Origin of the sequence: Rhodoligotrophos defluvii, from assembly GCF_005281615.1 — a bacterium.
GTDB classification, from domain to species: Bacteria; Pseudomonadota; Alphaproteobacteria; order Rhizobiales; family Im1; genus Rhodoligotrophos; species Rhodoligotrophos defluvii.
This window is the reverse complement of sequence record NZ_SZZM01000002.1, coordinates 893353-914820: the sequence shown is the minus strand read 5'-3', so window position 1 is coordinate 914820 and position 21468 is coordinate 893353. Positions and strand designations below refer to the sequence as shown.

Genomic DNA, 21468 nt, shown 5'->3' with positions numbered 1-21468 from the left:
GACATGAGCGTGTCGGACCGGTGGCGCCTGCGCAAGCTATGGCCCGTGACGGTCGCCAGCATTGTCTGCTTCGCCGTGCTCATGGCGCTGGGCTTTTGGCAGCTGCAGCGGCGTGAATGGAAGCACGACCTCATCGCTCGCATCGATGCGGCCTTGGCGGCCGAGCCGGTGGAGCTGACCTCCATTATCGGCAGCGGGCACCCTTGGCCGCAGGATTTCACCAAGGTGCGTGCCACCGGCAGCTTCGGCCGAGCCGAGCGGCATCTCTTCACCACCTTCGACGGGGCGCCGGGCTGGCGCGTGATCTCGCCCTTCATGCTCGCCAACGGGCAGGCTGTGCTTGTGGACCGAGGCTTTGCGCCCCAGAGCGTCAAAAACACCGTGCAGCACCTGCCGGAGGGGGAGGTGACGATCACCGGCGTGGTGAGGCTGCACGACGAGGGCAAAGGCCTGTTCACGCCCGAGAACAGGCCGGCGCAGGACCAGTGGTACTGGTGGGATCTGCCGGCGCTCGCCAAGTCCCTGGCCGATACCACCGCCGGCTACGATATGCTGCCGCTGGTCATTCAGTTTCTGCCGGGGCAGCGCAAGCAGGGCTGGCCCATGGCAATACCGGCGCGGCCCGACCTGTCGGACCGGCACCTCGGCTATGCCATCACCTGGTTCGGCCTGGCAGCTTGCCTCCTGGCGGTTTACGCAGCTTTCGTGCGATCTGTGCTGCGGGCCGGCTCGCCGCCATGAATGTCGACAGAGAGCACCGGCTTGTCTATGTCTACCTCGCCCAACAGCCTCTAAGGATATCTTGAGCGTGCGCTATATCTCGACCCGCGGCCGGGCGCCGACTCTCAGCTTCGCCAATGTCGTGGCAACCGGGCTTGCCAGCGACGGTGGGCTCTACGTGCCCGAGAGCTGGCCGCAGATCGGCCTCGACGAACTGCAGGCTCTGCAGGGCCGCACCTATGCGGAGGTGGCTCTCGCGGTTCTGAGTCAGTTTATCGATGAAAGCGTGCCGCCGTCGGCGTTGGCGGCTTGCATCGACGAGGCCTACCGGGATTTCGGCCACGAGCTGGTGGCCCCGCTGGTGCAGTATGGACCGGACCAGTGGCTGCTCGAGCTGTGGCACGGGCCGACGCTGGCCTTCAAGGATGTGGCCATGCGGCTGCTGGCCCGCTTGATGGAGGCGATTCTCAGGGACCGCGGCGGTCATGCGACGATTGTCGGCGCGACATCGGGTGACACGGGCAGCGCCGCCATCGATGCGTTCCGGGGCCTTGCCGCCGCCGATGTGTTCATCCTCTATCCCCATGGGCGGGTCAGCGACGTGCAGCGGCGGCAGATGACGACAGTGCCCGACGCCAATGTGCACACGGTTGCGGTTGACGGCACTTTCGACGACTGCCAGGCCCTGGTGAAGGCCATGTTCGCCGACGCGGCGTTCAACCAGCGCATGCACCTTTCCGGCGTCAATTCGATCAACTGGGCCCGCATCATGGCCCAGACGGTCTACTACTTCACTGCGGCCCTTGCCCTGGGTGCTCCCGAACGACGGATCAGCTTCGCCGTGCCGACCGGCAATTTCGGCGACATCTTTGCGGGCTACGTGGCAAAGTGCATGGGCCTGCCGGTCGGCGATCTCGTGATCGCCACCAACGTCAACGACATCCTCGACCGGACGCTGAAGAGCGGCCGTTACGCCATGCAGGGCGTGGTTTCCACCTCCAGCCCCAGCATGGACATCGAGATTTCCAGCAATTTCGAGCGCCTGCTGTTCGAAGCGGTCGGGCGCGATCCGGAGAAGGTGCGGCGGCTGATGGAGGGCCTCAAGCAATCGCGTGCCTTCACCCTCGAAGAACAGGCGCTCGGCCATGTCCGGGGCGTATTTGCCTCCGCGCGCGCCGATGAGGCCGAGACCCGGGGGATGATCGCCTCGATATTCGCCAGAACCGGGCTGCTCGTGGATCCCCACACCGCGGTGGGCCTGGTCGCAGCCGCGACGGTGCAGCGGCGGCACCCCGGGCCGATGGTGGTGCTGTCGACCGCCCATCCCGCCAAATTCCCGGAAGCAGTGGCCGCCGCCACCGGCGTCAAGCCGCGGCTGCCGGCGCGCCTGGCAGACCTTCTCGACCGCCCGGAGCGGATCAACCGGTTGCCCAACGACCTCACGGCGGTTGAGGATTTCATCGCACGGCATGCGCGTGCGCAGCGGATGCCGCAGGGGAACACATGAGCGTCAGAACGACCGTCGTCGACAATGGGGTGACCGTGGTCACCCATGACATGCCGCACCTCAAGACCGTCTCGCTCGGCATATGGGTGAAGGCCGGCGCCCGCAACGAGCGGCTCGAGGAGAACGGCATCGCCCACCTCCTGGAGCACATGGCCTTCAAGGGCACCAAGCGGCGCAGCGCGCGTCAGATCGCCGAGGAGATCGAGGCGGCCGGCGGCGAGATGAACGCGGCCACCGGTATGGAGAACACGGCCTATTACGTGCGTGTGCTCAAGGAAGACGTGCCGCTGGCCCTCGACATCCTCTCGGACATCCTGATCGAGCCCGTTTTCGCCGAGTCGGAGCTGGAACGCGAACGGGAGGTGATTCTCGAGGAAATCGCCGCGGCCGAAGACACGCCCGACGACCTCGTGTTCGAGCTGCTGCACGATGCCGCCTTTGCCGACCAGCCCCTGGGCCGGCCGATTCTCGGCACTGCCGAGCGGGTGGCCCGTTTCGCGCCCAGCGATATCTCAGGCTTTCGCGATCGCCATTATGCGGCCGACCGCACGGTCGTTTCTGCAGCCGGGGCGATCGATCACGACGCGCTCGTGGAGCAGGTGAGGCGGGCCTTGTCGCCGCTGCGCCGCACCAGTGCGCCCGACTGGCCGCGGGCGGCCTTTACCGGCGGCATGCGCACTGCTGCAAAGCCGCTGGGCCAGGTCCACCTGGCGCTTGCCTTCCCAACCATCGGCTATCGCGACGACGCCATCTACACCCTGCAGGTTTTGTCCAACGTGCTGGGCGGGGGCATGTCGTCACGCTTGTTCCAGGAGGTGCGGGAGGCGCGCGGCCTGTGCTACTCCATCTTCTCCTTCGTGTCGGCCTTCGACGATGTCGGCCTGCTCGGGGTCTATGCGGCAACCGGCGCGCGCCGCATCGCCACGCTGACCGATGTTGTCGCCCAAGAGCTCATGGGCATTGCCGATGCGGTCACCGAGGAGGAGGTCGCCCGCTCGCGCGCGCAACTCAAGGCCTCCCTGGTCTCTGCCCTGGAGAGCTCGTCTGCGCGGGCCGACCAGATCGCCCGACAGCAGATGGTCTTCGGCCGCATACCGGAGGTGGAGGAGCTGGTCGCGAAGATCGAGGCCGTGGACCGCGAGGGGGTCAGCGCGCTCGCCCGGCGCCTGTTCCACGGTGTCAGGCCTGCCGTCAGTGCGGTCGGTTCATTGGAAAACCTTGCAGCCTATGACAATATCGCTGCAAAATTTAAATAGGGCCACGAAAGCGCCGACTCAAAACAGCATGTCTTTCCTTCGCAGTGTGACGCTGAGCGATGCCGGTCCGATGGTGCGGGGCGCCGGCGTGGTGCTGCGCGTTCCGCAGATGTCGGACTATGAGGAATGGGCCGCCCTGCGCGAGGCCAGTCGGTCGTTCCTGGTGCCTTGGGAGCCGACATGGCCGGCGGACGACTTGACCCGCAGCGCTTTCCGCCGGCGGCTGCGGCGCTACTGGCGCGATGTGCGGGAAGACCAGTCCTACCCCTTTTTCGTGTACCGCTTGCCCGACGAGGTGCTGGTCGGCGGCTTGACTTTGAGCAATATCCGGCGCGGAGTAGCGCAGACCTGCTCGTTGGGCTATTGGGTCGGGCAGCCCTATGCAAGGCGCGGCTATATGTCCGCGGCGGTACGTGCTGTCATTCCGTTCGTGTTCGACACGCTGAGGCTGCATCGGCTCGAAGCGGCATGCCTGCCGACCAACGAGGCCTCGATCCGGCTGCTCCGGAGCTGCGGCTTCACCGAAGAAGGCTACGCGCGAGGCTATTTGCAGATCAACGGTGTCTGGCGGGATCATCTGTGTTTTGCGATACTCAGCACTGATTCCCGGCCTTGACCAGAATTGTGTTCGTTGCGGGCAGGATGAGCCCGCCTGATGCGTGCAGCAGGTGCAACCTGCCCACAAGCTTTCGGCCTGAGTTGGCGTAACGGTCGGTGATTGGGGTTGTGCCGGCCTCGATGCGAGAGTACCAAGACACACCAAGAGTTTATGCAAGTTGCTTGAGCGCCTGTTTGCAGTAGGGATGGGACTGTCCCGCTTGCGACGCGCTCCAGGTAGGAGACCGAGCGGCTCAATGTGGCTGCGTGCACCATTCCTTCTGGTCGTGCTCGGCTGGATCTTCACGATGGCGACGGTGGCTGACGCACGAGATGTGGTCGCCACCAACTTCAATGCGCCGAGCGTCGACCTGACCGGAGTGATCGAATACCTGAATACGCCGGACCGAGAGATCGTCGTGCCCGTGCCGGGAGGCGATGGCGAGCGCGAAACGGCGATGACGGTGACCGCCAAGGGGCCTGGCGAGAATCATCATTTCGCGGCCTTCACGCTCTACAACGAGGAGCCGCTTCCGCGGGATTTCGTGCTGGTGGCCCGCTGGCCGGGCTATGTGGGGTCGGGCATCCTATGGCCTAAATTCGGCGCCGCGCAGGTTCTCAACATGCAGGCTGCCCCAGGGCTGCAGCCGCAAAGGCTCAGCCAGCCGCATGCCGACACATACGCGCTGCGCCTCAGTCCCGGCGAGACGGTCACCTATGTGGCCGAGCTGACCGGGGCGCACCTGCCCAACCTCACGCTCTGGCAGCGCGCCGCTTACGACAAGCAGCAGCAGCAGCTCTCTTTCTTCAGGGGCGTCGTGCTGGGCATCGCCACCCTGACGGCCGTGTTCATGCTGTGCCTGTTCGTCATCAGGATGCAGTGGGCATTCCCGGCGGCGGCGCTGTTTGCTTTTGCCTCGGTTGCCTTCATTGCCCTCGAGTTCGGCTATCTGCCGACGGTGGCCGCGGTGCTTCCCAATGTGGCCGGCCTCGAGGTGAGGATACGAGGCGTCGTCGAGGCGCTGATGGCCGCAGGCGCCTTGGCCTGCCTGCTCACGTTTCTCGATCTCACCCGCCGCGCGCCGGCTCTGGGCTATGCCGTTCTCGGCACTTTCGTCGGAAGCCTGATTTTGGCTGTCGTGGCGTGGTTCTCGCCTGCCGTGGGCACCGGCCTTGCGCGCATATTGCTGCTTATCACCGCGATAGGCGGGCTCGCCGCCATCATCGTATTCTGGCGCCGCGGCATGATCCGCGCTCAAGCCTCCCTCGTGAGCTGGTGCTTCCTGCTGCTTTGGACCATCTGCTCATTTGCGGCCGCGCTTGGCTGGATCGATATCGAGATGGTGGGCCCGATCCTGGCCTGGGGGCTGGTCCTGGTGCTGCTCACCATGGCTTTCACCCTGACCCAGTTCGCCTTCAATCAAGGCGTCATCAACAGCCGCTTCTTCGAGGATAGCGGCCGGCGTGGCCTCGCTCTGGCTGGGGCCGAGCAGATCGTGTGGGACTGGAACGAAGATACGGGGTCCCTTTTTGTCGGGCCGGAGCTCGAAAGGGTTCTGGGCCACGCCAAGGGCCGCATAGATCGAGGAGGGTTGAAGGGATGGCTTGAGCTCATCCATCCCGCCGACCGCGGCGCCTATGTCGGCGCGATCGAAAGCGCCGTGCAGCGCGGTCGCGGCACGTTCTCGCAGGACTTCCGCCTGCGGCGCGGCGATGGGACCTATCGCTGGTTCCAGCTGCGGGCACGCTCCTTGCCTGGCGACCTGGGCCGGGCGGTGCGGTGCATCGGCACACTGTCGGACGTCACCGGCAGCAAGCGTTCAGAGGAGCAGCTTCTCTCGGACGCGGTTCGCGACCGCATCACGGGTCTGCCGAACCAGGCTCTGTTCATGGACAGGCTCGAGCGCGCGATGCGCCGCGCCGACCTGGCGGGCAACGGGGGCATCTACCTGATGCTCGTCGATCTCGACCGGTTCCGGACGGTCAACGACAGCCTTGGCTTTGCGGTGGGCGACAGCCTGCTGCTCACCATTGCCAGGCGGCTCACCTCCCTCGTTGGATCGACTGACACGTTAGCCCGGCTGCATGGCGACCGCTTCGGGATCATCCTCGATACCGAGCAGTCGGGCGTGGCGCTCGAGGCTTATCTCGACAGCTTGCGCAAGCTGGTTGCCCGCCCGGTGCCGCTCAGGCCGCAGGAAGTGTTCCTCACCGCATCCATCGGCGTCGCGCGCTATCTGCTCGACAAGAGCCGCCCGGAGCAACTGCTCAAGGACGCGGAAATCGCCCTCTATGAAGCCAAGCGGCAGGGGAAGGATTCCCTCGTCACCTTCTCGCCGGAGATGCGCAACAGCCAGCCGGTGCTGCTCGACCTGGAAGCAGGCCTGCGCCAGGCACTGGATCGCAACCAGATCGAAGTGGCCTACCAACCCGTCATGCGCCTGCACGACCGCGCCCTGGCGGGGTTCGAGGCACTGGTGCGGTGGCGCCACGAGAAATACGGCGTGCTGGAGCCGGATGCGTTCGTCAAGTTGGCCGAAGATCTCGGGCTGATGAACGAACTCGGCCGCTATGTCCTGTCCCAGGCGGCGCGCCAGCTCGGCATCTGGCAACGGGCATACCGGTCCGAGGAGCCGCTGTTTGTCACCGTCAACGTGTCCTCCCGCGAGCTGATCAACCGCGACCTCATCGACGAGGTGAAAACCGTGCTCTCGCGCGAGGACCTGGTGCCAGGCACCCTCAAGCTGGAGCTGACCGAGACGGTTCTCATGGAGAACCCGGAACTTTCGGTCAAGATCTTGCAGCGGCTGCAGCAGATGGGCGTGGGCATCGCCTGCGACGACTTCGGCACGGGCTATTCGGCCCTGGCGCATCTCAGGCGCCTGCCCTTCGATACCATAAAGATCGACCGCTGCTTCCTCGAGGGAGAAGCGGACGATGAAGCCGCCCAGATCATTCTCGAGTCGATCGTGCTGCTGGCCCATGACCTCGGCATGGATACGGTGGTCGAGGGCATCGAAACCGTCGATCAGGCGGATCGGCTGCGCGAGATCGGCTGCGATTTCGGCCAAGGCTTTCTCTTCGGCGAGCCGATGAGTGCCAGGCAGGTGATGGAGGTGTTCGGGGGCAGCCGCTCGATCGCTGCCAAGGCCGGGCGGGGAGCCCGTTCCGCTTCCCTCTGGCAGCGCTTGATCAAACGCGGCGAGGAGCCTGAGGATCGCGGCGAGGCAAGGCGCGAGCCGGCACGCGTGCCGGAAGCCCGCTCCATGCCAGAGCCCGCCAGAGCGGCGCCGGCGTCTCAGCTCGAGAAGGGGGAAGCCGCGCCCGCCGAAGGGCTGCTGGCCGCGCAGGCTGTGGATGCACCGGTTCCGGGCGAGGCCGAACGGCAGCCGACGCAGCCGGTCTCTGCCGCTGCGCCGCAACTGGCTGCAGCCGCGCAGCAACCGGCCGCAAAACTGTCAGCTGCGGCAACCGGTGCCGGTGTGCCGCCGGCTGGGCCGCCCGCATCCGGCCCAGGCCCCAGCCGCACGGTCCCCGCCGGAATGCCGGTCAGGCCGGGAATGCCGCCTGTCCGTCCTGCTGCGGTGCCACCTGCCGGGACGAATGGCGGGGCGCCGCCGGGCAGGCAAACGGCTGCCGCGCAAACGCCAATGGCAACCGGAACCGGTATCCGTCCGGACGTGACGCCGGCCGCCGCCGCCCCCCGCTTCGGCGCTGCAGTCGCACCACCTGCGGCAGGGCAGGGGCCGGCCGCAGCAGGGCCAGTCGAGTCGCCGCTGCGTAGACTGGGCGGGCCATTGCCTCCGACCGGGCAACCGTCCATTGGTGTGGGCTCGTCGCGCAGCGAGTCGGGCCGCCACAAGATTATGACGGCCATCGATCTTTCGGGCCCGACACAGCCAGCACCGGAGCACGCGGGCGCCCGTGACCAGAGGCGTGCAGGCTTTGCCATCGGCTTGCGCGAACAGCCGATTGACCCGGCATCCCGTACCGGTGACCACCGCGCACGGGAAGCTTCTCCAGAAGCTGCAGGCGGCTCCCCGCCACCGGCTGACGCCGCGCAGCCCGGGCCCTCCGGCGCCGCCGTGCCTGAGAGGCCCACTGCAGCACCGCCACCGGCGCCAGTGCAGCCAGCGGCGCGGCCGGCCGCGGCCTTGAGCTCGAGAGAGCCCTCGACGGGAGCCTCGCCGCAGCGGCCAGTCCCGCCGGTTCCACCCTCGCCTCCGGCAATTGCGCCGCCAGCCCCCACGAGACTCAATGCGGCCGCGGGCGGCGGCGAGGTCGGGCAAGACTCATCCACCAAGTCGGATCAGCCGGAGCAAGGGCCGCCCAAGACCGCACGAGCGGCCGAGCCCAAAACGGAAGCTGCCGCTGGATCGAAAGCCGAGCCAGCCGAGGTAGAGCAGCGCGCCGTGCCCGGCGAGCAGAGCCTCGGCCGCGAAAGCGAGCCGACGACGAGCACGGGCAAGGGCGCGGCGGCCAAGCCGGCAAAGAAGTCCGAGCCGGAAGCGGCTGCGCAGCTGGCCGAGGCCGCAAGCGCTCCGGTGCCATCTGCTGCCGGGGATCAGCAGACCGATTCCACCTCTGATGGGGCAGCCAAAAAGCGCTCCAGATCACGTGCGGCAACCGGACCGTCCCTTGACGAGGGCGAGCCCGTTCCTGGCTCATCCGCCGAGCCCGCCGCACCGAACGACAAGGCGCCGCGCGACAAGACGCAAGGCGACAGGTCACGGAGCGGCAAGTCACAAGGCGACAAGCCACAAAGTGACAAATCACAAGGTGACAAGCCAAAAGGCGAGACGTCACTAAGTGATAAGAAGGACGACAAGGCAGAGGGCGACAAGCCATCCAGCGTCTCGGTGTCCGACGTTCCGACGCCGGCGGCTCCTGCACCCGCCGCGGCAGACGTCGATGGGGCTGGGGATGGCCAACGCGGCGCGATGATGGCAAAGGCCATCGGCGAGTTGAGGGCGGTGGGCGAGCAGCCGGCCCAGCAACAGATCAGCGTGGTATCTGAAGAACCAGCCCCGGCATCACAGGCGGCCACCAGCCCTGATCCGGAGCAGTCCGACATCGCGCAGAACGACGATGCGCCTGAGCGCAAACCAGCGCCGGCCAAGGAGCAGGCAGCCGAAAGCGACGCCGATCGAGCGCAGTCCGGACGGCAGCAGAGGGAGGCTTTGTCGGCCGCTGCGCGCTCACTGGACAATGCGGCAGAACCTGTTTCGACAGCATCTGCCCCGAACACCCAAGCACAAGCCTCTGCGAAGTCGCAGGCCAAGGCGGCTGAGGAGGCCGCTGCGCCGCCGGAAGGACGTCCGGACGCGACGCCTCCCCCAATCTCCAAGCTGGTGGATCAAGCTGCCGTCGCGGCGGTGGTCACGGTCGCCGAGACCGTGGCCGGCGTGGCCAAGGCGGTCCAGTCGGCGGCCCGGTCCAAGGAAGGAGCCGGTACGTCTTCCGGATCCGCAGGCGTTGCCGATAGCACGCCGCTGGTGGGCATCAAGCAGGCTGCCCCGCAGAACAAGCCGGCCGAGACCGATGGTCAGGAAGGCCAGCCAGTACCTTCACCGACGGCGGAACTGTCGAGCCCGCCGCCTCCGCCCCCTCCACCCCCGGCGCGGCGGGCGGCCGCCACGGAGGGAACGGCGGAGAAGCTGGTGGCAGAGCCGCCGGGCGAGAGCAATGCTATGGCAAACGGCCCCGTCGCCGGCGCGCCGCTGCGCGACCGGCCGCCGCCGCCACTGAAGCGTCTGCTCAGGCGCCAGAAGCCGCCGGCAAAGCCGCCGAGCTGAGGCGTGAACGGCTTGGCAGCGCGTTCCCGGTCGCCCTGGATCACCGGCTCAAGGCCGGTGATGAAATCAGGTTTGAAAAGGAAACATCATGCCCCGGCTTGACCGGGCGTCCAGGGCCTGAACAAAAAAGCTTTCTTTGGACTCCAGCTTCCGGATCGCAGCCGGGCGATGACGCGGATGGTTGACGCTGCCTTGACCCTGGCGTCCAGGATCAAGCGTGGCCGATATCGAGGGAAAGCAGCCGCGGGTCGACGCCGATCTTGTGCATGGCCCAATCATATTTGCTGGCGAGATCCGACGCGAAGAGCAGCTCCTCGTCCGGTTCGCAGTGGAGCCAGCCGTTCTGGTAGATCTCCCGTTCGAGCTGGCCGGGGCCCCAGCCGGCATAGCCGAGCGCGAACATGGCGCGACGGGGCCCACGCCCCTGCGCAATGGCGCGCAGCACGTCCAGCGTGGCGGTGAGCCCGATGCCTTCATCGATGGGCAAGGTACAATCGCTGGCAAAATAGTCGGAGGTGTGCAGCACGAAGCCACGCCCGCTTTCCACCGGCCCGCCGAACTGCACCGGCTTGCTGCGGATCTCGGGCGATAGGCTTATGCGCTCGCCTGCCGGAAGCACGTTCACCCGCTCCAGCAGGTCGGGAAACGTTATGTGATCGGCGGGCTTGTTGACCACGATGCCCATCGCGCCTTCGGCAGAATGGGCGCAAACATAGACGACGGAGCGTGCGAAACGGTCATCGCCGATGCTCGGCATGGCGATTAACATCTTGCCGTCGAGATACTCGTCCGACTTCATGAAACCACCTCCAGAACACCACCTAAGATATAGCGAATTCGCCCCAGCGAAAAGACTTTGGCCGGCGATTGGATCCCTTGACACAATCGTGACTTCGCCTTTCTTCATAGCGCGGCAGAATTCGCATAAGGATTGGCCGCGTCGAAAGAGGATCCTGGGCACCGCATGCAACGGGGCATGGTAAGCAGAAGATGGGCACTTGCCGCGGCGTTCGCCGCAGCCAGCATACCATGCGCGGCATCGGCCGGTTGGGCTGGGCAGCCCATGCTGCAGCCGGCGGCAGCCGCCGGATCGGCTCACAGCACCGTCCGCCTCATCGTGAAGGATCAACCGGAACGCGACGGGCGCTTGCTGGCTGGCGTCGAGATCAAGCTGCGTCCCGGTTGGAAGACATACTGGCGCACGCCGGGTGAATCCGGCATTCCGCCGAGCTTCGACTGGTCCAACTCGGATAATGTCGAAGCCGCCGAGGTCCGCTGGCCGGCGCCGCAGCGCTTCAACGACCACGGTGAGACGATCTTCGGCTACCGCGACGAGGTGATCTTTCCGGTTGCGGTCAGGCCCAAGCGGGCAGGCGAGCCGGTGAGGCTCTCGCTCGCGCTGTTTTACGCGGTCTGCAGGGACGTGTGCGTGCCGGTTCGGGCGGAAGTCACGGTCAAGACCGATCAGACGCAGGCCGATCCAGCCGATATCGTCGCTCTGGAGCGCTTCGAGGCGAAGGTGCCGGCTGGAAAGGCCGACGGGCTCGACATCCGTTCCGTTTCCGTGCGCCGGACAGGTCGGGCAGTCGCGCTCGACATTGCGGTAGCGGCGGCCGACTCGGCAACCCCGGTCGACATCTTCGTTGAAAGCGAACAGGCTGGCTTGGGCTTCGGCGCGCCGACCTTGGCACGGGACGAACAGGATCTGCACGTCTACGAGGTGCCGGTCGACGGCGCCATGGCGGACGGGGCTCCGAACCGGCTCGGCCGCGTGACGCTCACGCTCGTCCAGGGCGAGAAAGCCCTCACGCGGACAGTGCACCTCGATTAGCGTTGCACGGCGCTGGGCCGCCTGTGCTATGGAAGACGCCGCTTTTTCATTTCGGGGTAGAGAACATGACCATTCAGGTGGGCGACCGTTTGCCGGAAGCAACTTTCACCGCCGTGACGGGAGACGGCGTCAAGAAATTCACCACCGACGAGATTTTCGCCGGCCGCAAGGTGGTGCTGTTTGCCGTGCCCGGTGCCTTCACGCCGACCTGCCATCTCAAGCATCTGCCCGGCTTCATTCGGCACGCCGGCGACATAAAGGCCAAGGGCGTCGATACCATTGCCTGCGTGGCCGTCAACGACGCCTTCGTACTGGACGCGTGGGCCAAGACCACAGGCTCGGAAGGCAAGATCCAGTTTCTGGCCGACGGCAATGCCGATTTCACAAGGAAGCTCGGCCTCGAGCTCGATGGCTCCGGCTTCGGCCTGGGCATCCGCTCGAAGCGCTATGCCATGGTCGTTGATAACGGCGTGGTGAAGGCGCTTCATGTGGAGAAGCAGCCGGGCGAGGCGACCGAGAGCGGGGCAGAAGCGATCCTGTCCGTGCTGTAAGCTGACGCGCTAAGTTACGCCAGCAGCTTGTACATGATGGTGGTGGCCTCCAGACGGCCGTCGATCGCATGCCTGCTGAAATTAGGGATGACCCCGACGGTTCTGTAACCCAGGCCGGCATAAAGCGGCTCGCCATGGTCGCCTGTGCGGGTATCGAGCGTGAGCAGGCTGCGGCCCAGGCGGCACGCCACCCCTTCGAGCTCCGCCATCAAGGCCCTGGCGATGCCCTGGCGGCGGAAAGCAGGGTGCACCAGCAGCTTGCGCACTTCGGCCCGATGCGGCTGATTGGGTGACGTATCATGGTCGAGCTGCACGGATCCCGCGATTGCATCCCCATGTTGGGCCGCCAGCAACGCCATGCCGCCCCTGCGCATGGCCGGCAGGACCTTTCCGCGCCAGAACGCTTCGCTGTCTTCCAGGCTGAACGGCAGCACGAAGCTGACACTGGCCCCCGCATGCACACAGGCATGCAGCAGCGCGGCGAAGTCCGAGAGACGGCGTGCAAGATCATCGGCCGAGAATTCACTGATGACGATCCCACGTGCGTCACTGTCCATTGTCACGACTCCGATTTGGCATGAGGCAATTGCCGATGGTCCTGCAGCACTCGCAAGAGGGAGCAGACGAGGAAGCCGCTGATGCATGGGCCCCTCGATCCAAGCGCGGCAGTTCCCACTTTACAGCCGCTGCCCTGTGGCTCCAAATCCGGTCATGGATACTGACCTAACTGCCTGGCTGCTTTCGGTTGCCGGCTTTGCCGCCTCCATGAGCGGATCACCCGGCCCGAACAACACCATGGTTGCCGCATCGGGCGCCAATTTCGGCTTCTCCCGGACCATACCGCATATCCTGGGGGTCACGATCGGCTTTCCCGTCATGATCATGGCTGTGGCGCTCGGCGCGGGCGACCTATTCAGGGCCTATCCGCTCATTCACGATCTGCTCAAATGGATCGGCGCGGCCTACCTCCTGTGGCTGGCCTACAAGATCGGCACCGCACGCCCGGCGATCGGAACCGCCGAACTCCGCGATGGCAGCGTCCGTGCCGCGTCCCGCCCGCTGTCTTTCCTCCAGGCCGCTCTGTTCCAGTGGGTCAATCCGAAGGCCTGGGTTGTCTCCCTGAGCGCGATCGCCACCTTCACCAGCGCAGACGGTCCCGCGATCACCCTGCAGGCGTTCGTGCTGGCCCTCATTTTCTGCCTCGTCACCGTACCCAGCCTCGCCTTCTGGACCTTGACTGGCATCGGTGCCGCGCGCCTCCTGAAGACCGCCCGGGCCTTCCGCATCTTCAACCTGAGCCTCGCGGCATTGCTGATCATCTCGCTGGTGCCCCAGGTGATAGGACACTGACCGGACGGCCCCTAAACCGTGGAGGAGGGCGGGGGAGGCTCGGCCGGCTTGCGGCGGTAGGGGGCAAGGGCCGCGCGCGCCAGCGCATCCGCACGCTCATTCTCCGGATGGCCGGCATGTCCCTTCACCCAGTGCCAGGTCACCGTATGGCGCGCCAACGCATCCGCCAGGCGCTGCCACAGCTCCGCGTTTTTGACCGGCTTGCCGTCGGCGGTTCGCCAGCCATTGGCGCGCCAGCGATGAATCCACTTCATGATCCCGTCGCGGACGTAGTTGGAGTCGGTGTAGAGGTCGACGGCGCAAGGCCGCTTCAGCGCGGAAAGCCCCTCGATCGCGGCGGTGAGCTCCATGCGGTTGTTCGTGGTCTCGGGCTCGCCGCCCGACAGCTCCTTCTCCACATTGCCATAGCGCAAGACCACACCCCAGCCACCCGGCCCGGGATTGCCGGAGCAGGCGCCGTCCGTGAACATCTCAACCCGGGAAGCGGACATAGAGAGGTGAGCGGAGCCCTACTGCGCCGCGGCCTGGCGCAGCTCGCGCGGCAGCTTGAAGGAGACGTTCTCCTTGCGCGTCTCGATGGTTTCCAGGGCCACCTCGAAACGCTCACGGAAGGCCGCGACAACCTCTTCGACCAGTACCTCCGGGGCCGAAGCGCCTGCGGTGATGCCGAGGGTGCGGACGCCCCCGACTTTTGACCAGTCGATCTCGTGGGCCCGCTGCACCAGCATGGAACGCGCGCAGCCGCTCTTCTTGGCAACCTCGACGAGGCGCTGGGAATTGGAGCTGTTCGGAGCGCCCACCACCAGCAGCATATCGCAGCGGGGCGCCATTTCCTTCACCACCTCCTGGCGGTTGGTGGTCGCATAGCAGATATCGGCCTTGTGCGGCCCCACGATATTGGGGAAGCGGCGGTGCAGGATCTCGACGATCTCCCTCGTGTCGTCCACCGACAGGGTCGTCTGGGTGATATAGGCAAGTTTGCTGGAATCACGCGGCTCGAAGCTTTCCGCCTCCTCCGGCGTTTCCACCAGAATGATGGCACCTTCCGGCAGTTGGCCCATGGTGCCGATCACCTCGGGATGGCCCGCATGTCCGATCATGACGATCTGCAGCCCGCGCTCGTGGTGCCGTTCGGCCTCCATATGCACCTTCGACACCAGCGGACAAGTGGCGTCGAGATAGAAGAGATTGCGTTGCCGCGCCGCCGCCGGCACGGACTTCGGCACCCCATGAGCCGAGAAGATCACTGGACGGTCGCCGTCCGGCAGCTCGTCCAACTCTTCAATGAAGATCGCGCCCTTGCGCTCGAGATCCTCCACCACATAGCGATTGTGCACGATCTCGTGACGCACATAGACCGGCGCGCCGTAGCGCTCGAGCGCGAGCTCGACGATTTCGATGGCGCGGACGACGCCGGCGCAGAAGCCGCGAGGCGCACCCATCAGGATGGTCAGCGACGGTTTTTCGGACACGGACATCGGCACGGGTCTCCGCGGCTAAAGTGTCAGGCCATATAGGGGAGGTGGCCTGCGAAATGTCAAGGTTGCGCGACCTCGGGCCCCATGCGACGCGGCCGGTCATGGTTACCCGAGTCCATGGGCGATGATCTTGCGCATGATGCTCGGCAGGGCCTCGCCCGCCAGAGCCGAGCTGGCGACCCACCGGTAGCTTTCATCGGGCGGAGGCTGGGTCTCCTTGGCCTCTCCATGCCAGACCTCCATGATCAGATGGAAATGGGTGAAGGTGTGCTCCACGCGGCCGGCCACCGGGCGCCAGGGTCCATTCATCGGAGCGTGCTGCGTCGGGACGGCGGAAGGCTTGGCCGCCCAGGGCGTCGATGGCACCTCCAGCATGCCGCCCAGCAGACCGCGCTCTGCCCTGCGCCGCAGCAGCACCGCCCCATCCGCCCTCGTCACCAGGAATGCCGTTCCGTGCCGAACCGGCCGGGACAGCTTCTCGCGCTTGCGGGGCAGGGTCTCAGCAATGCCGAGCGCTCGCGCCTTGCAGGGCGCGCTCCAGGGGCAGATCAAGCAATTCGCCTTGCGTGGCGCGCAAATGGTCGCGCCGAGATCCATCAGCGCCTGGGCGAAATCGCCGGGCCGCCGCGCAGGCACGAGACCGGAAGCAAGCCCCTTCAGCGCGGGTTTGGCATCGGGCAAGGGTGTCTCGATGGCAAACAGCCGGGCCATCACCCGCTCCACATTGCCATCAACCGCGACATGGGGCTGGTCGAAGGCGATGGCGGCGATCGCACCGGCCGTGTACTCGCCGATGCCGGGCAAAGATTTCAGAACCGCGAATTCGTCCGGAAATCTGCCGCCATGGTGCCGGGCGACGATGCCGGCGCATTTGTGCAGGTTGCGCGCCCGGGCGTAGTAGCCCAGGCCTGCCCAGGCCTTGAGCACATCCTCGAGCGGCGCGGCCGCCAGGTCCGTCACCGTGGGCCATCGCAAAAGGAACTTGCGGAAATAATCCCGCACCGCCGCAACTGTTGTCTGCTGCAGCATGATCTCGCTGAGCCAGACCTTGTAGGGATCCGGCTTCGTGCCGGCGGGCGCCCGCCACGGCAGGTCGCGGCGATGGCGGTCATACCAGGCGAGCAGTGCCGCGCTCAGCTGGTCGGCAGAGGCCGGGCGGTCGGGGAGCACCCCAGCACCGGCCTCCGAGCCGGCCTGTGCGGCAAAACCCTCCTTTGCGCCGCTGGCCACTTGACGCCTCACGCTCTATAGTCCTTCTGCATGGCTCCGTTCGCGCATAGCGCCGCTCGCCGGCATTGAGCATGGCAAAGCCGCTTTGGCAACATGTCGAGGCTTTAACGGCCAAGGTATTCGCCCATCACGGATTCGCCTATGGCGAAATCCTGTCGCGCTGGCCTGAAATTGCCGGACCGGCGCTGGCGGGTTACACGCTGCCGGAACGAATCCGCTGGCCGCGGGTGCGCAAGCCAGCGGATGGGCCAGAGGGAAAGGCGGGAGACCGCAAGCAGGGCGGTACCCTTATTCTGCGGGTCGCTCCGGGGCATGCGCTCACCCTGCAGCACGAGTTGCCGCGGCTGATCGAGCGCGTCAACAGCTATTACGGTTACGGCGCCATCGCCAAGATCAAGCTCACGCAGGACCCGAGCCTGCCTCTCGGCGAGGGCACACCCGAGCCGCCGCCCATCCCGCGCGACCAGCAACGGTTCGTCGAGGAAAGCGTGGCCCCCATCCGGGACGCCCGGCTGCGGCAAGCACTCGAACGGCTTGGCCGAGGGATCTTGCGCCGGCGCCAGAATGCTGCCACGAAACCGTGATTTCCGCTTTGGCGGCCGCGGCGCCAGTTTCCTGCGCATGAGATCGATGCGGCAGGCGCCTTGCCTGGCCGAATCGTGGCAAGCTGCAATGAACTGGGGTGAAGCTATGAAAACAGATCGTCGGTCCGTGGTCGTTGCAGGCACCATGGCCGGACTGGCCTTGTTGACCGGGAGCGCCCTGAATGTCGCGTCTGCGCGTGCAGACGTCTCGACCGAAGCCCTCGCGCAGCCAGGGCCGCTCGGCGACGTGGTGCTGGGGGCGGAGGACGCGCCCGTCACCATTGTCGAATACGCCTCGCTGACCTGCCCCCACTGTGCCGCGTTTGCGACGCAGACATTCCCGCAGCTCAAGGAGAAGTATATCGATAGGGGCAAGGTGAAGTTCATCTTCCGCGAGATGCCTTTCGACGACCTCGCGCTCGCGGCCGCCATGGTGGCCCGCTGTGCGCCGAAGGACAAGTTCATTCCCATGGTCGAGGTTCTGTTCGAGCAGCAGCAGCAATGGGCCACCCAGAATGCCCGGGAGGAGCTGTTCAAGATCGCCCGGCTGAGCGGCATGACCCAGGCACAGTTCGATGCCTGCCTCAAGAACGAAGAGATCGCCAAGGGCATCATCGACGCGAGCCAGCGCGCCACCAAGGAATTCGGCGTGAATTCGACGCCGACCTTCTTCATCAACGGGAAGATGGTGAAGGGCAATCAGAGCTTCGCGGAGATGGAAGCGCTGATCAAGGAGGCCCTGCCTAGCTGATGCGCCCAGGCACGGCCATAACAGCCTCTAGGCCATGAAGTTCTCCCGGCTCAGACTGGTCGGTTTCAAGTCCTTCGTCGAGCCGACGGAACTGATGATCGAGCCTGGGCTCACCGGCGTGGTCGGGCCCAATGGCTGCGGCAAGTCGAATCTGCTGGAAGCGCTACGCTGGGTCATGGGCGAGAACTCGCACAAGAACATGCGTGCCTCCGGCATGGACGACGTGATCTTCTCCGGCACCACGAAGCGGCCGCCGCGCAATATGGCCGAGGTGACCCTCACCCTCGATAACGGTGAACGCCGGGCACCGATCGTCTTCAATGACACCGATACCATCGAGGTGAGCCGCCGGATCGAGCGGCAGGCGGGCTCCACTTACCTGGTGAATGGGCGCGAGGTCCGCGCGCGCGACGTGCAGCTGCTGTTTGCTGATGCATCGACCGGCGCCCGCTCGCCCGCCCTGGTCCGCCAGGGTCAGGTCAGCGAGCTGATCAACGCCCGGCCGGAGCAGCGCCGGCGCATCCTCGAGGAGGCGGCGGGCATCACCGGCCTTTATACGCGCCGCCATGAGGCCGAGCTTCGGTTGAATGGGGCCGAGGCCAATCTCACCCGGCTGGATGATGTCATCGGCCAGCTCGAGACGCAGTTCGCCGCGTTGAAGCGGCAGGCACGGCAGGCACAGCGCTACAGGCTTCTCTCCGCCGAGATCCGCAGGCTCGAGGCGGCCATGCTCTACCGCGCCTGGGCCGACGCGAGCAACGCCGCCCGTGAGGAGGAGAGCCGGCTGCGGCAAGCGCTCACCGCCCTGGGCGAGGCAACCCGCGCCCATGCGGCGGCCGAACGGGAACGCAATGAGGCGGAGGTCGCCCTGCCTCAGCTCCGGGAGGCGGTGACCGTGCGTGCCGCGGTGGTGCAGCGGCTGCGGCATGAGCAGGGCGAGCTCAAGGCGGAAGAGACCCTGGCCGAAACCCGCCACAAGGAGCTGAAGGGTCAGCTTCAGCAAATCGAGCAGGACCTCGGCCGCGAGCAGGACCTGGTTGCCGACAGCGACGCCGTGCTCGGCCGGCTCACGTCGGAAGAAGCCGCCTTGCGTAGCGATGAGGGCAGTGACGATAGGGCCCGCGCCGACGCGCAAGCTGCGCTCAAATCCGCCGCCGAACGCATGGCGAAGGCCCAGGAGGCGGCGGACCAGGGAGCCGCCCGGCATTCGGAAATCATAGCCCGGCGGGGGGCGCTCGAGCGGAATTTGGCCGACCTCAACGCGCGCGCGGCGCGTCTGGTACGCGAGCATGGCGAGGCCTCGGCCAGTCTGGCCCAGCTCCAGCGCGACGACGACGAGGCCGCACGGTTCGAAGCATTGAAGGAGGAGCACGCGGCGCTGCTTCTGAAAATAGAGGCTGCCGAGCAAGCCTTGCGAGGGCTGGAGGAGGCGATCCGCGGCACCCGCGGCCAGGAGGCCGCCCAACGGTCGAGCTACGAGCAGGCGCGCCGCAGAGCCGATACCCTGTCTACGGAGGTGAGGACGCTCACCAAGCTGCTCAAGGTGAGCGACGACGAGCTGTGGCCGCCCATGCTCGATGCGGTCAAGGTGGAGACGGGTTTCGAGCAGGCAGTTGCCGCGGCCTTCGGCGAGGATCTCGATGCCGCGGCGGATACGGCTGCGCCGGTCCATTGGGCGTCGCTTCCGCCGTTTGAGGACTGCCCGGGATTGCCGGCGGGCGCACAGCCGCTGGCGAACCATGTGGAAGCCCCGGCCGCCATGGCGCGCAGCCTTGCTGCCATCGGCGTGGTTGCGGCGAGCGATGGGTCGCGCCTGCAACCGTTGCTGAGACCGGGGCAAAGCCTCGTCTCCCGGCAGGGCGACCTCTGGCGGTGGGACGGCTATACCAGCCTCGCCAGCGCACCCTCGCCAGCTGCCGTCCGGCTGGCTGAACGCAATCGGCTCGCCAGCCTGACCACCGAGGCCGAGCAGGCGGAGCGTGAGGCAAACGCCAGCCGCACAGCCCTCGACCGCGCCCGGGCGGAACTCGAAGCCCTGCAGACGCGCGAGCAATCGGCACGGGAAGAGCTACGCACGGCGCAGCGCCTGGCCGATGGCAAGCGTGACGAGGTCGCGGCCCTCGAACGGCGCATGGCCGAGCGCAGTGCCAAGCTCGACGCTTTGCAGCAACTGGTCGCCAAACTGGCCGGCGAGCGCGACGAAGTGGCCGCAAGCCAAGCCCGTGCAGCGGGCGAACTGGAGCAGCTGGAACGCCCCGATACCCTGAAAGCCGAGCTTGATCAGCTCCGCGCGGCGCTCGCCGATGCGCGCGCCGAACATGCGGAGGCGCGCACCAGGCACGACGGACTGGAACGGGAAGCACGCTTGCGGGTCGAGCGCCTGCAGAGCCTGACCCGCGAGCGCGAGGCATGGCAGGCGCGCACGGCCAAGGCCGCCGCGCAGATCGAGATCCTGGAGGGCCGTGCCACCAAGGCGCGCCAGTCGCTGGCCGAACTCGCCACGGTGCCTGCCCGCATCGAAGAGCGCCGCCGCAAGCTCATGACCGTCCTGAGTGACGCGGAAGCGCAGGAGAGGACGGCGCGATCGGCTTTGGACGCGGGCGAGAACGGCCTGCGAGAGGCGGAAAGGACCTTCCGCGCTGCGGCTGAAATCCTTGCCGCGGCCCGGGAAGAACATGCCCGCAGCCAGGCGAAGCTGGATGCGGGCCGCGCGCGTGTCGAAGAATGCGCCGAGCGCATTGCGGATGCGCTCGGCACGGCGCCTGAAGGCGCGCTGCGCGCCGCCGGCGTCGAGACCGCTGACGAACTGCCCGACCCCAGGCAGATCGGCGACAGATTGGCGCAGCTGAAAGGCGATCGCGAACGCCTCGGCGGGGTCAACCTGCGGGCCGAGGAGGAGGCGCAAGCGGTCGAAGCTCAGCTGAAGACGCTGGTGGCAGAGCGGGACGACGTCATCGAGGCCATCAACAAGCTTCGCCAGGGCATCCAGAGCCTCAATCGGGAAGGGCGCCAGCGGCTGTTGGATGCCTTCGACGTGGTGAACGCCAAATTCCAGGATCTGTTCGCCACATTGTTCGGCGGCGGCCAGGCCGAGCTACGGCTGGTCGAATCCGACGATCCGCTCGAGGCGGGCCTCGAGATCATGGCCAATCCGCCAGGCAAGCGGCCACAGGTGCTGTCGCTGCTGTCAGGGGGCGAGCAGGCGCTTACCGCCATCGCGCTGATCTTCGCCGTCTTTTTGACCAACCCCTCACCCATTTGCGTGATGGACGAGGTGGATGCCCCGCTGGACGACGCCAATGTCGAGCGCTTTTGCAACCTGCTCGATGCCATGCTGACCAGAGCCGACACCCGTTTCCTGGTGATAACCCACCACCCCGTGACCATGGCAAGGATGCACCGGCTGTTCGGGGTTACCATGGTGGAGCGTGGCGTCAGTCAGCTTGTCTCGGTTGACCTTGACGCGGCAGAGGCCATGCGCGAGGTCGGATAATGCCATCGGGCCAGCGCGTTAGACCAACAAAGCGAATCGAAATGCGAGGAAGGATCGGCCGCCCGGGCCGAGCCCGCCCGTTCTCCGGTTTTGTTCCCATTGACGATGCCTGATTTGCGGGGTGGCATGGCGGAACGATGTCCGGCTCCGGGCAATGTCGAGAGACCAATCTTCGGACCGGTGCTTATATCCAAGCATTTCAGCCACTTGCCGCCTATCCGGCTGTGCTTGACAGGGTGGGGTGCCGTCTCTATCTTGCGCGCGACTTTCCGGGGGGCGGACAATCCCTCGCGGAGTCATCGAGAGGTCTGTGGTGGCCGATGAA

Annotated in this window: 16 protein-coding genes; 11 read left to right on the top strand and 5 right to left on the bottom strand. The window is 66.3% G+C overall.

Annotated elements, in window-relative coordinates; all coding sequences use genetic code 11:
- The first annotated feature begins 3 nt into the window (after positions 1–3).
- From E4P09_RS13385 to E4P09_RS13365, 5 genes are all read left to right on the top strand, one after another.
- A complete protein-coding gene (locus tag E4P09_RS13385) occupies positions 4–741 on the top strand; it encodes an SURF1 family protein (RefSeq protein WP_137390075.1) in 738 nt (245 codons plus the stop codon).
- A 67-nt stretch (positions 742–808) separates the two neighbouring features.
- On the top strand, positions 809–2227 hold the full coding sequence (thrC, locus tag E4P09_RS13380) for a threonine synthase (RefSeq protein WP_137390317.1): 1419 nt from the start codon (positions 809–811) through the stop codon (positions 2225–2227).
- Entirely contained in the window at positions 2224–3483 is a 1260-nt protein-coding gene (locus E4P09_RS13375) for a M16 family metallopeptidase (protein WP_137390074.1), read from the top strand. The genes thrC and E4P09_RS13375 overlap by 4 nt, the downstream gene beginning before the upstream one ends.
- A gap of 28 nt (positions 3484–3511) precedes the next feature.
- Complete coding sequence (locus E4P09_RS13370) at positions 3512–4099, top strand: GNAT family N-acetyltransferase (RefSeq protein WP_137390073.1); 588 nt, start codon at positions 3512–3514, stop codon at positions 4097–4099.
- Positions 4100–4337: 238 nt separating this feature from the next.
- The gene (locus E4P09_RS13365) at positions 4338–9875 is read left to right on the top strand and encodes an EAL domain-containing protein (RefSeq protein ID WP_170984409.1); all 5538 of its coding nucleotides are present in this window, start codon (positions 4338–4340) and stop codon (positions 9873–9875) included.
- 211 nt (positions 9876–10086) lie between these two features.
- Here E4P09_RS13365 and E4P09_RS13360 read toward each other — a convergent pair whose 3' ends face one another.
- Positions 10087–10674, bottom strand: coding sequence for a YqgE/AlgH family protein (locus E4P09_RS13360; protein ID WP_137390071.1), 588 nt, complete (start codon positions 10672–10674; stop codon positions 10087–10089).
- A gap of 264 nt (positions 10675–10938) precedes the next feature.
- On the opposite strand from E4P09_RS13360, the gene E4P09_RS13355 reads away from it, so the two are divergent.
- Both E4P09_RS13355 and E4P09_RS13350 read left to right on the top strand, forming a co-directional pair.
- Positions 10939–11706 (top strand): protein-disulfide reductase DsbD domain-containing protein, encoded by a 768-nt coding sequence (locus E4P09_RS13355; RefSeq protein WP_170984408.1) that lies wholly within the window; start codon positions 10939–10941, stop codon positions 11704–11706.
- 65 nt (positions 11707–11771) lie between these two features.
- On the top strand, positions 11772–12257 hold the full coding sequence (locus E4P09_RS13350) for a peroxiredoxin (protein WP_137390069.1): 486 nt from the start codon (positions 11772–11774) through the stop codon (positions 12255–12257).
- A gap of 14 nt (positions 12258–12271) precedes the next feature.
- On the opposite strand, the gene E4P09_RS13345 is transcribed toward E4P09_RS13350, so the two are convergent.
- Positions 12272–12814 carry a GNAT family N-acetyltransferase gene (locus E4P09_RS13345; RefSeq protein WP_137390068.1) on the bottom strand — a complete coding sequence of 181 codons (543 nt, stop codon included), beginning with the start codon at positions 12812–12814 and terminating at the stop codon, positions 12272–12274.
- 154 nt (positions 12815–12968) lie between these two features.
- On the opposite strand from E4P09_RS13345, the gene E4P09_RS13340 reads away from it, so the two are divergent.
- Positions 12969–13607, top strand: coding sequence for a LysE family translocator (locus E4P09_RS13340; protein ID WP_137390067.1), 639 nt, complete (start codon positions 12969–12971; stop codon positions 13605–13607).
- 11 nt (positions 13608–13618) lie between these two features.
- Here E4P09_RS13340 and rnhA read toward each other — a convergent pair whose 3' ends face one another.
- From rnhA to mutY, 3 genes are all read right to left on the bottom strand, one after another.
- The gene (gene rnhA, locus E4P09_RS13335) at positions 13619–14077 is read right to left on the bottom strand and encodes a ribonuclease HI (RefSeq protein ID WP_239025164.1); all 459 of its coding nucleotides are present in this window, start codon (positions 14075–14077) and stop codon (positions 13619–13621) included.
- A 39-nt stretch (positions 14078–14116) separates the two neighbouring features.
- Positions 14117–15085: a 4-hydroxy-3-methylbut-2-enyl diphosphate reductase gene (gene ispH / locus E4P09_RS13330; protein WP_137390065.1), complete on the bottom strand. Its 969-nt coding sequence runs from the start codon at positions 15083–15085 to the stop codon at positions 14117–14119.
- Between the two features lie 105 nt (positions 15086–15190).
- Entirely contained in the window at positions 15191–16255 is a 1065-nt protein-coding gene (gene mutY, locus E4P09_RS13325; RefSeq protein ID WP_137390316.1) for an A/G-specific adenine glycosylase, read from the bottom strand.
- 131 nt (positions 16256–16386) lie between these two features.
- Between mutY and E4P09_RS13320 the strand changes: the two genes are divergently transcribed.
- From E4P09_RS13320 to smc, 3 genes are all read left to right on the top strand, one after another.
- Positions 16387–16899 carry a DUF721 domain-containing protein gene (locus E4P09_RS13320; protein WP_137390064.1) on the top strand — a complete coding sequence of 171 codons (513 nt, stop codon included), beginning with the start codon at positions 16387–16389 and terminating at the stop codon, positions 16897–16899.
- A 106-nt stretch (positions 16900–17005) separates the two neighbouring features.
- Positions 17006–17650 carry a DsbA family protein gene (locus E4P09_RS13315; RefSeq protein WP_137390063.1) on the top strand — a complete coding sequence of 215 codons (645 nt, stop codon included), beginning with the start codon at positions 17006–17008 and terminating at the stop codon, positions 17648–17650.
- Positions 17651–17684: 34 nt separating this feature from the next.
- Positions 17685–21143 (top strand): chromosome segregation protein SMC, encoded by a 3459-nt coding sequence (gene smc / locus E4P09_RS13310; protein WP_137390062.1) that lies wholly within the window; start codon positions 17685–17687, stop codon positions 21141–21143.
- Positions 21144–21468 lie beyond the last annotated feature (325 nt).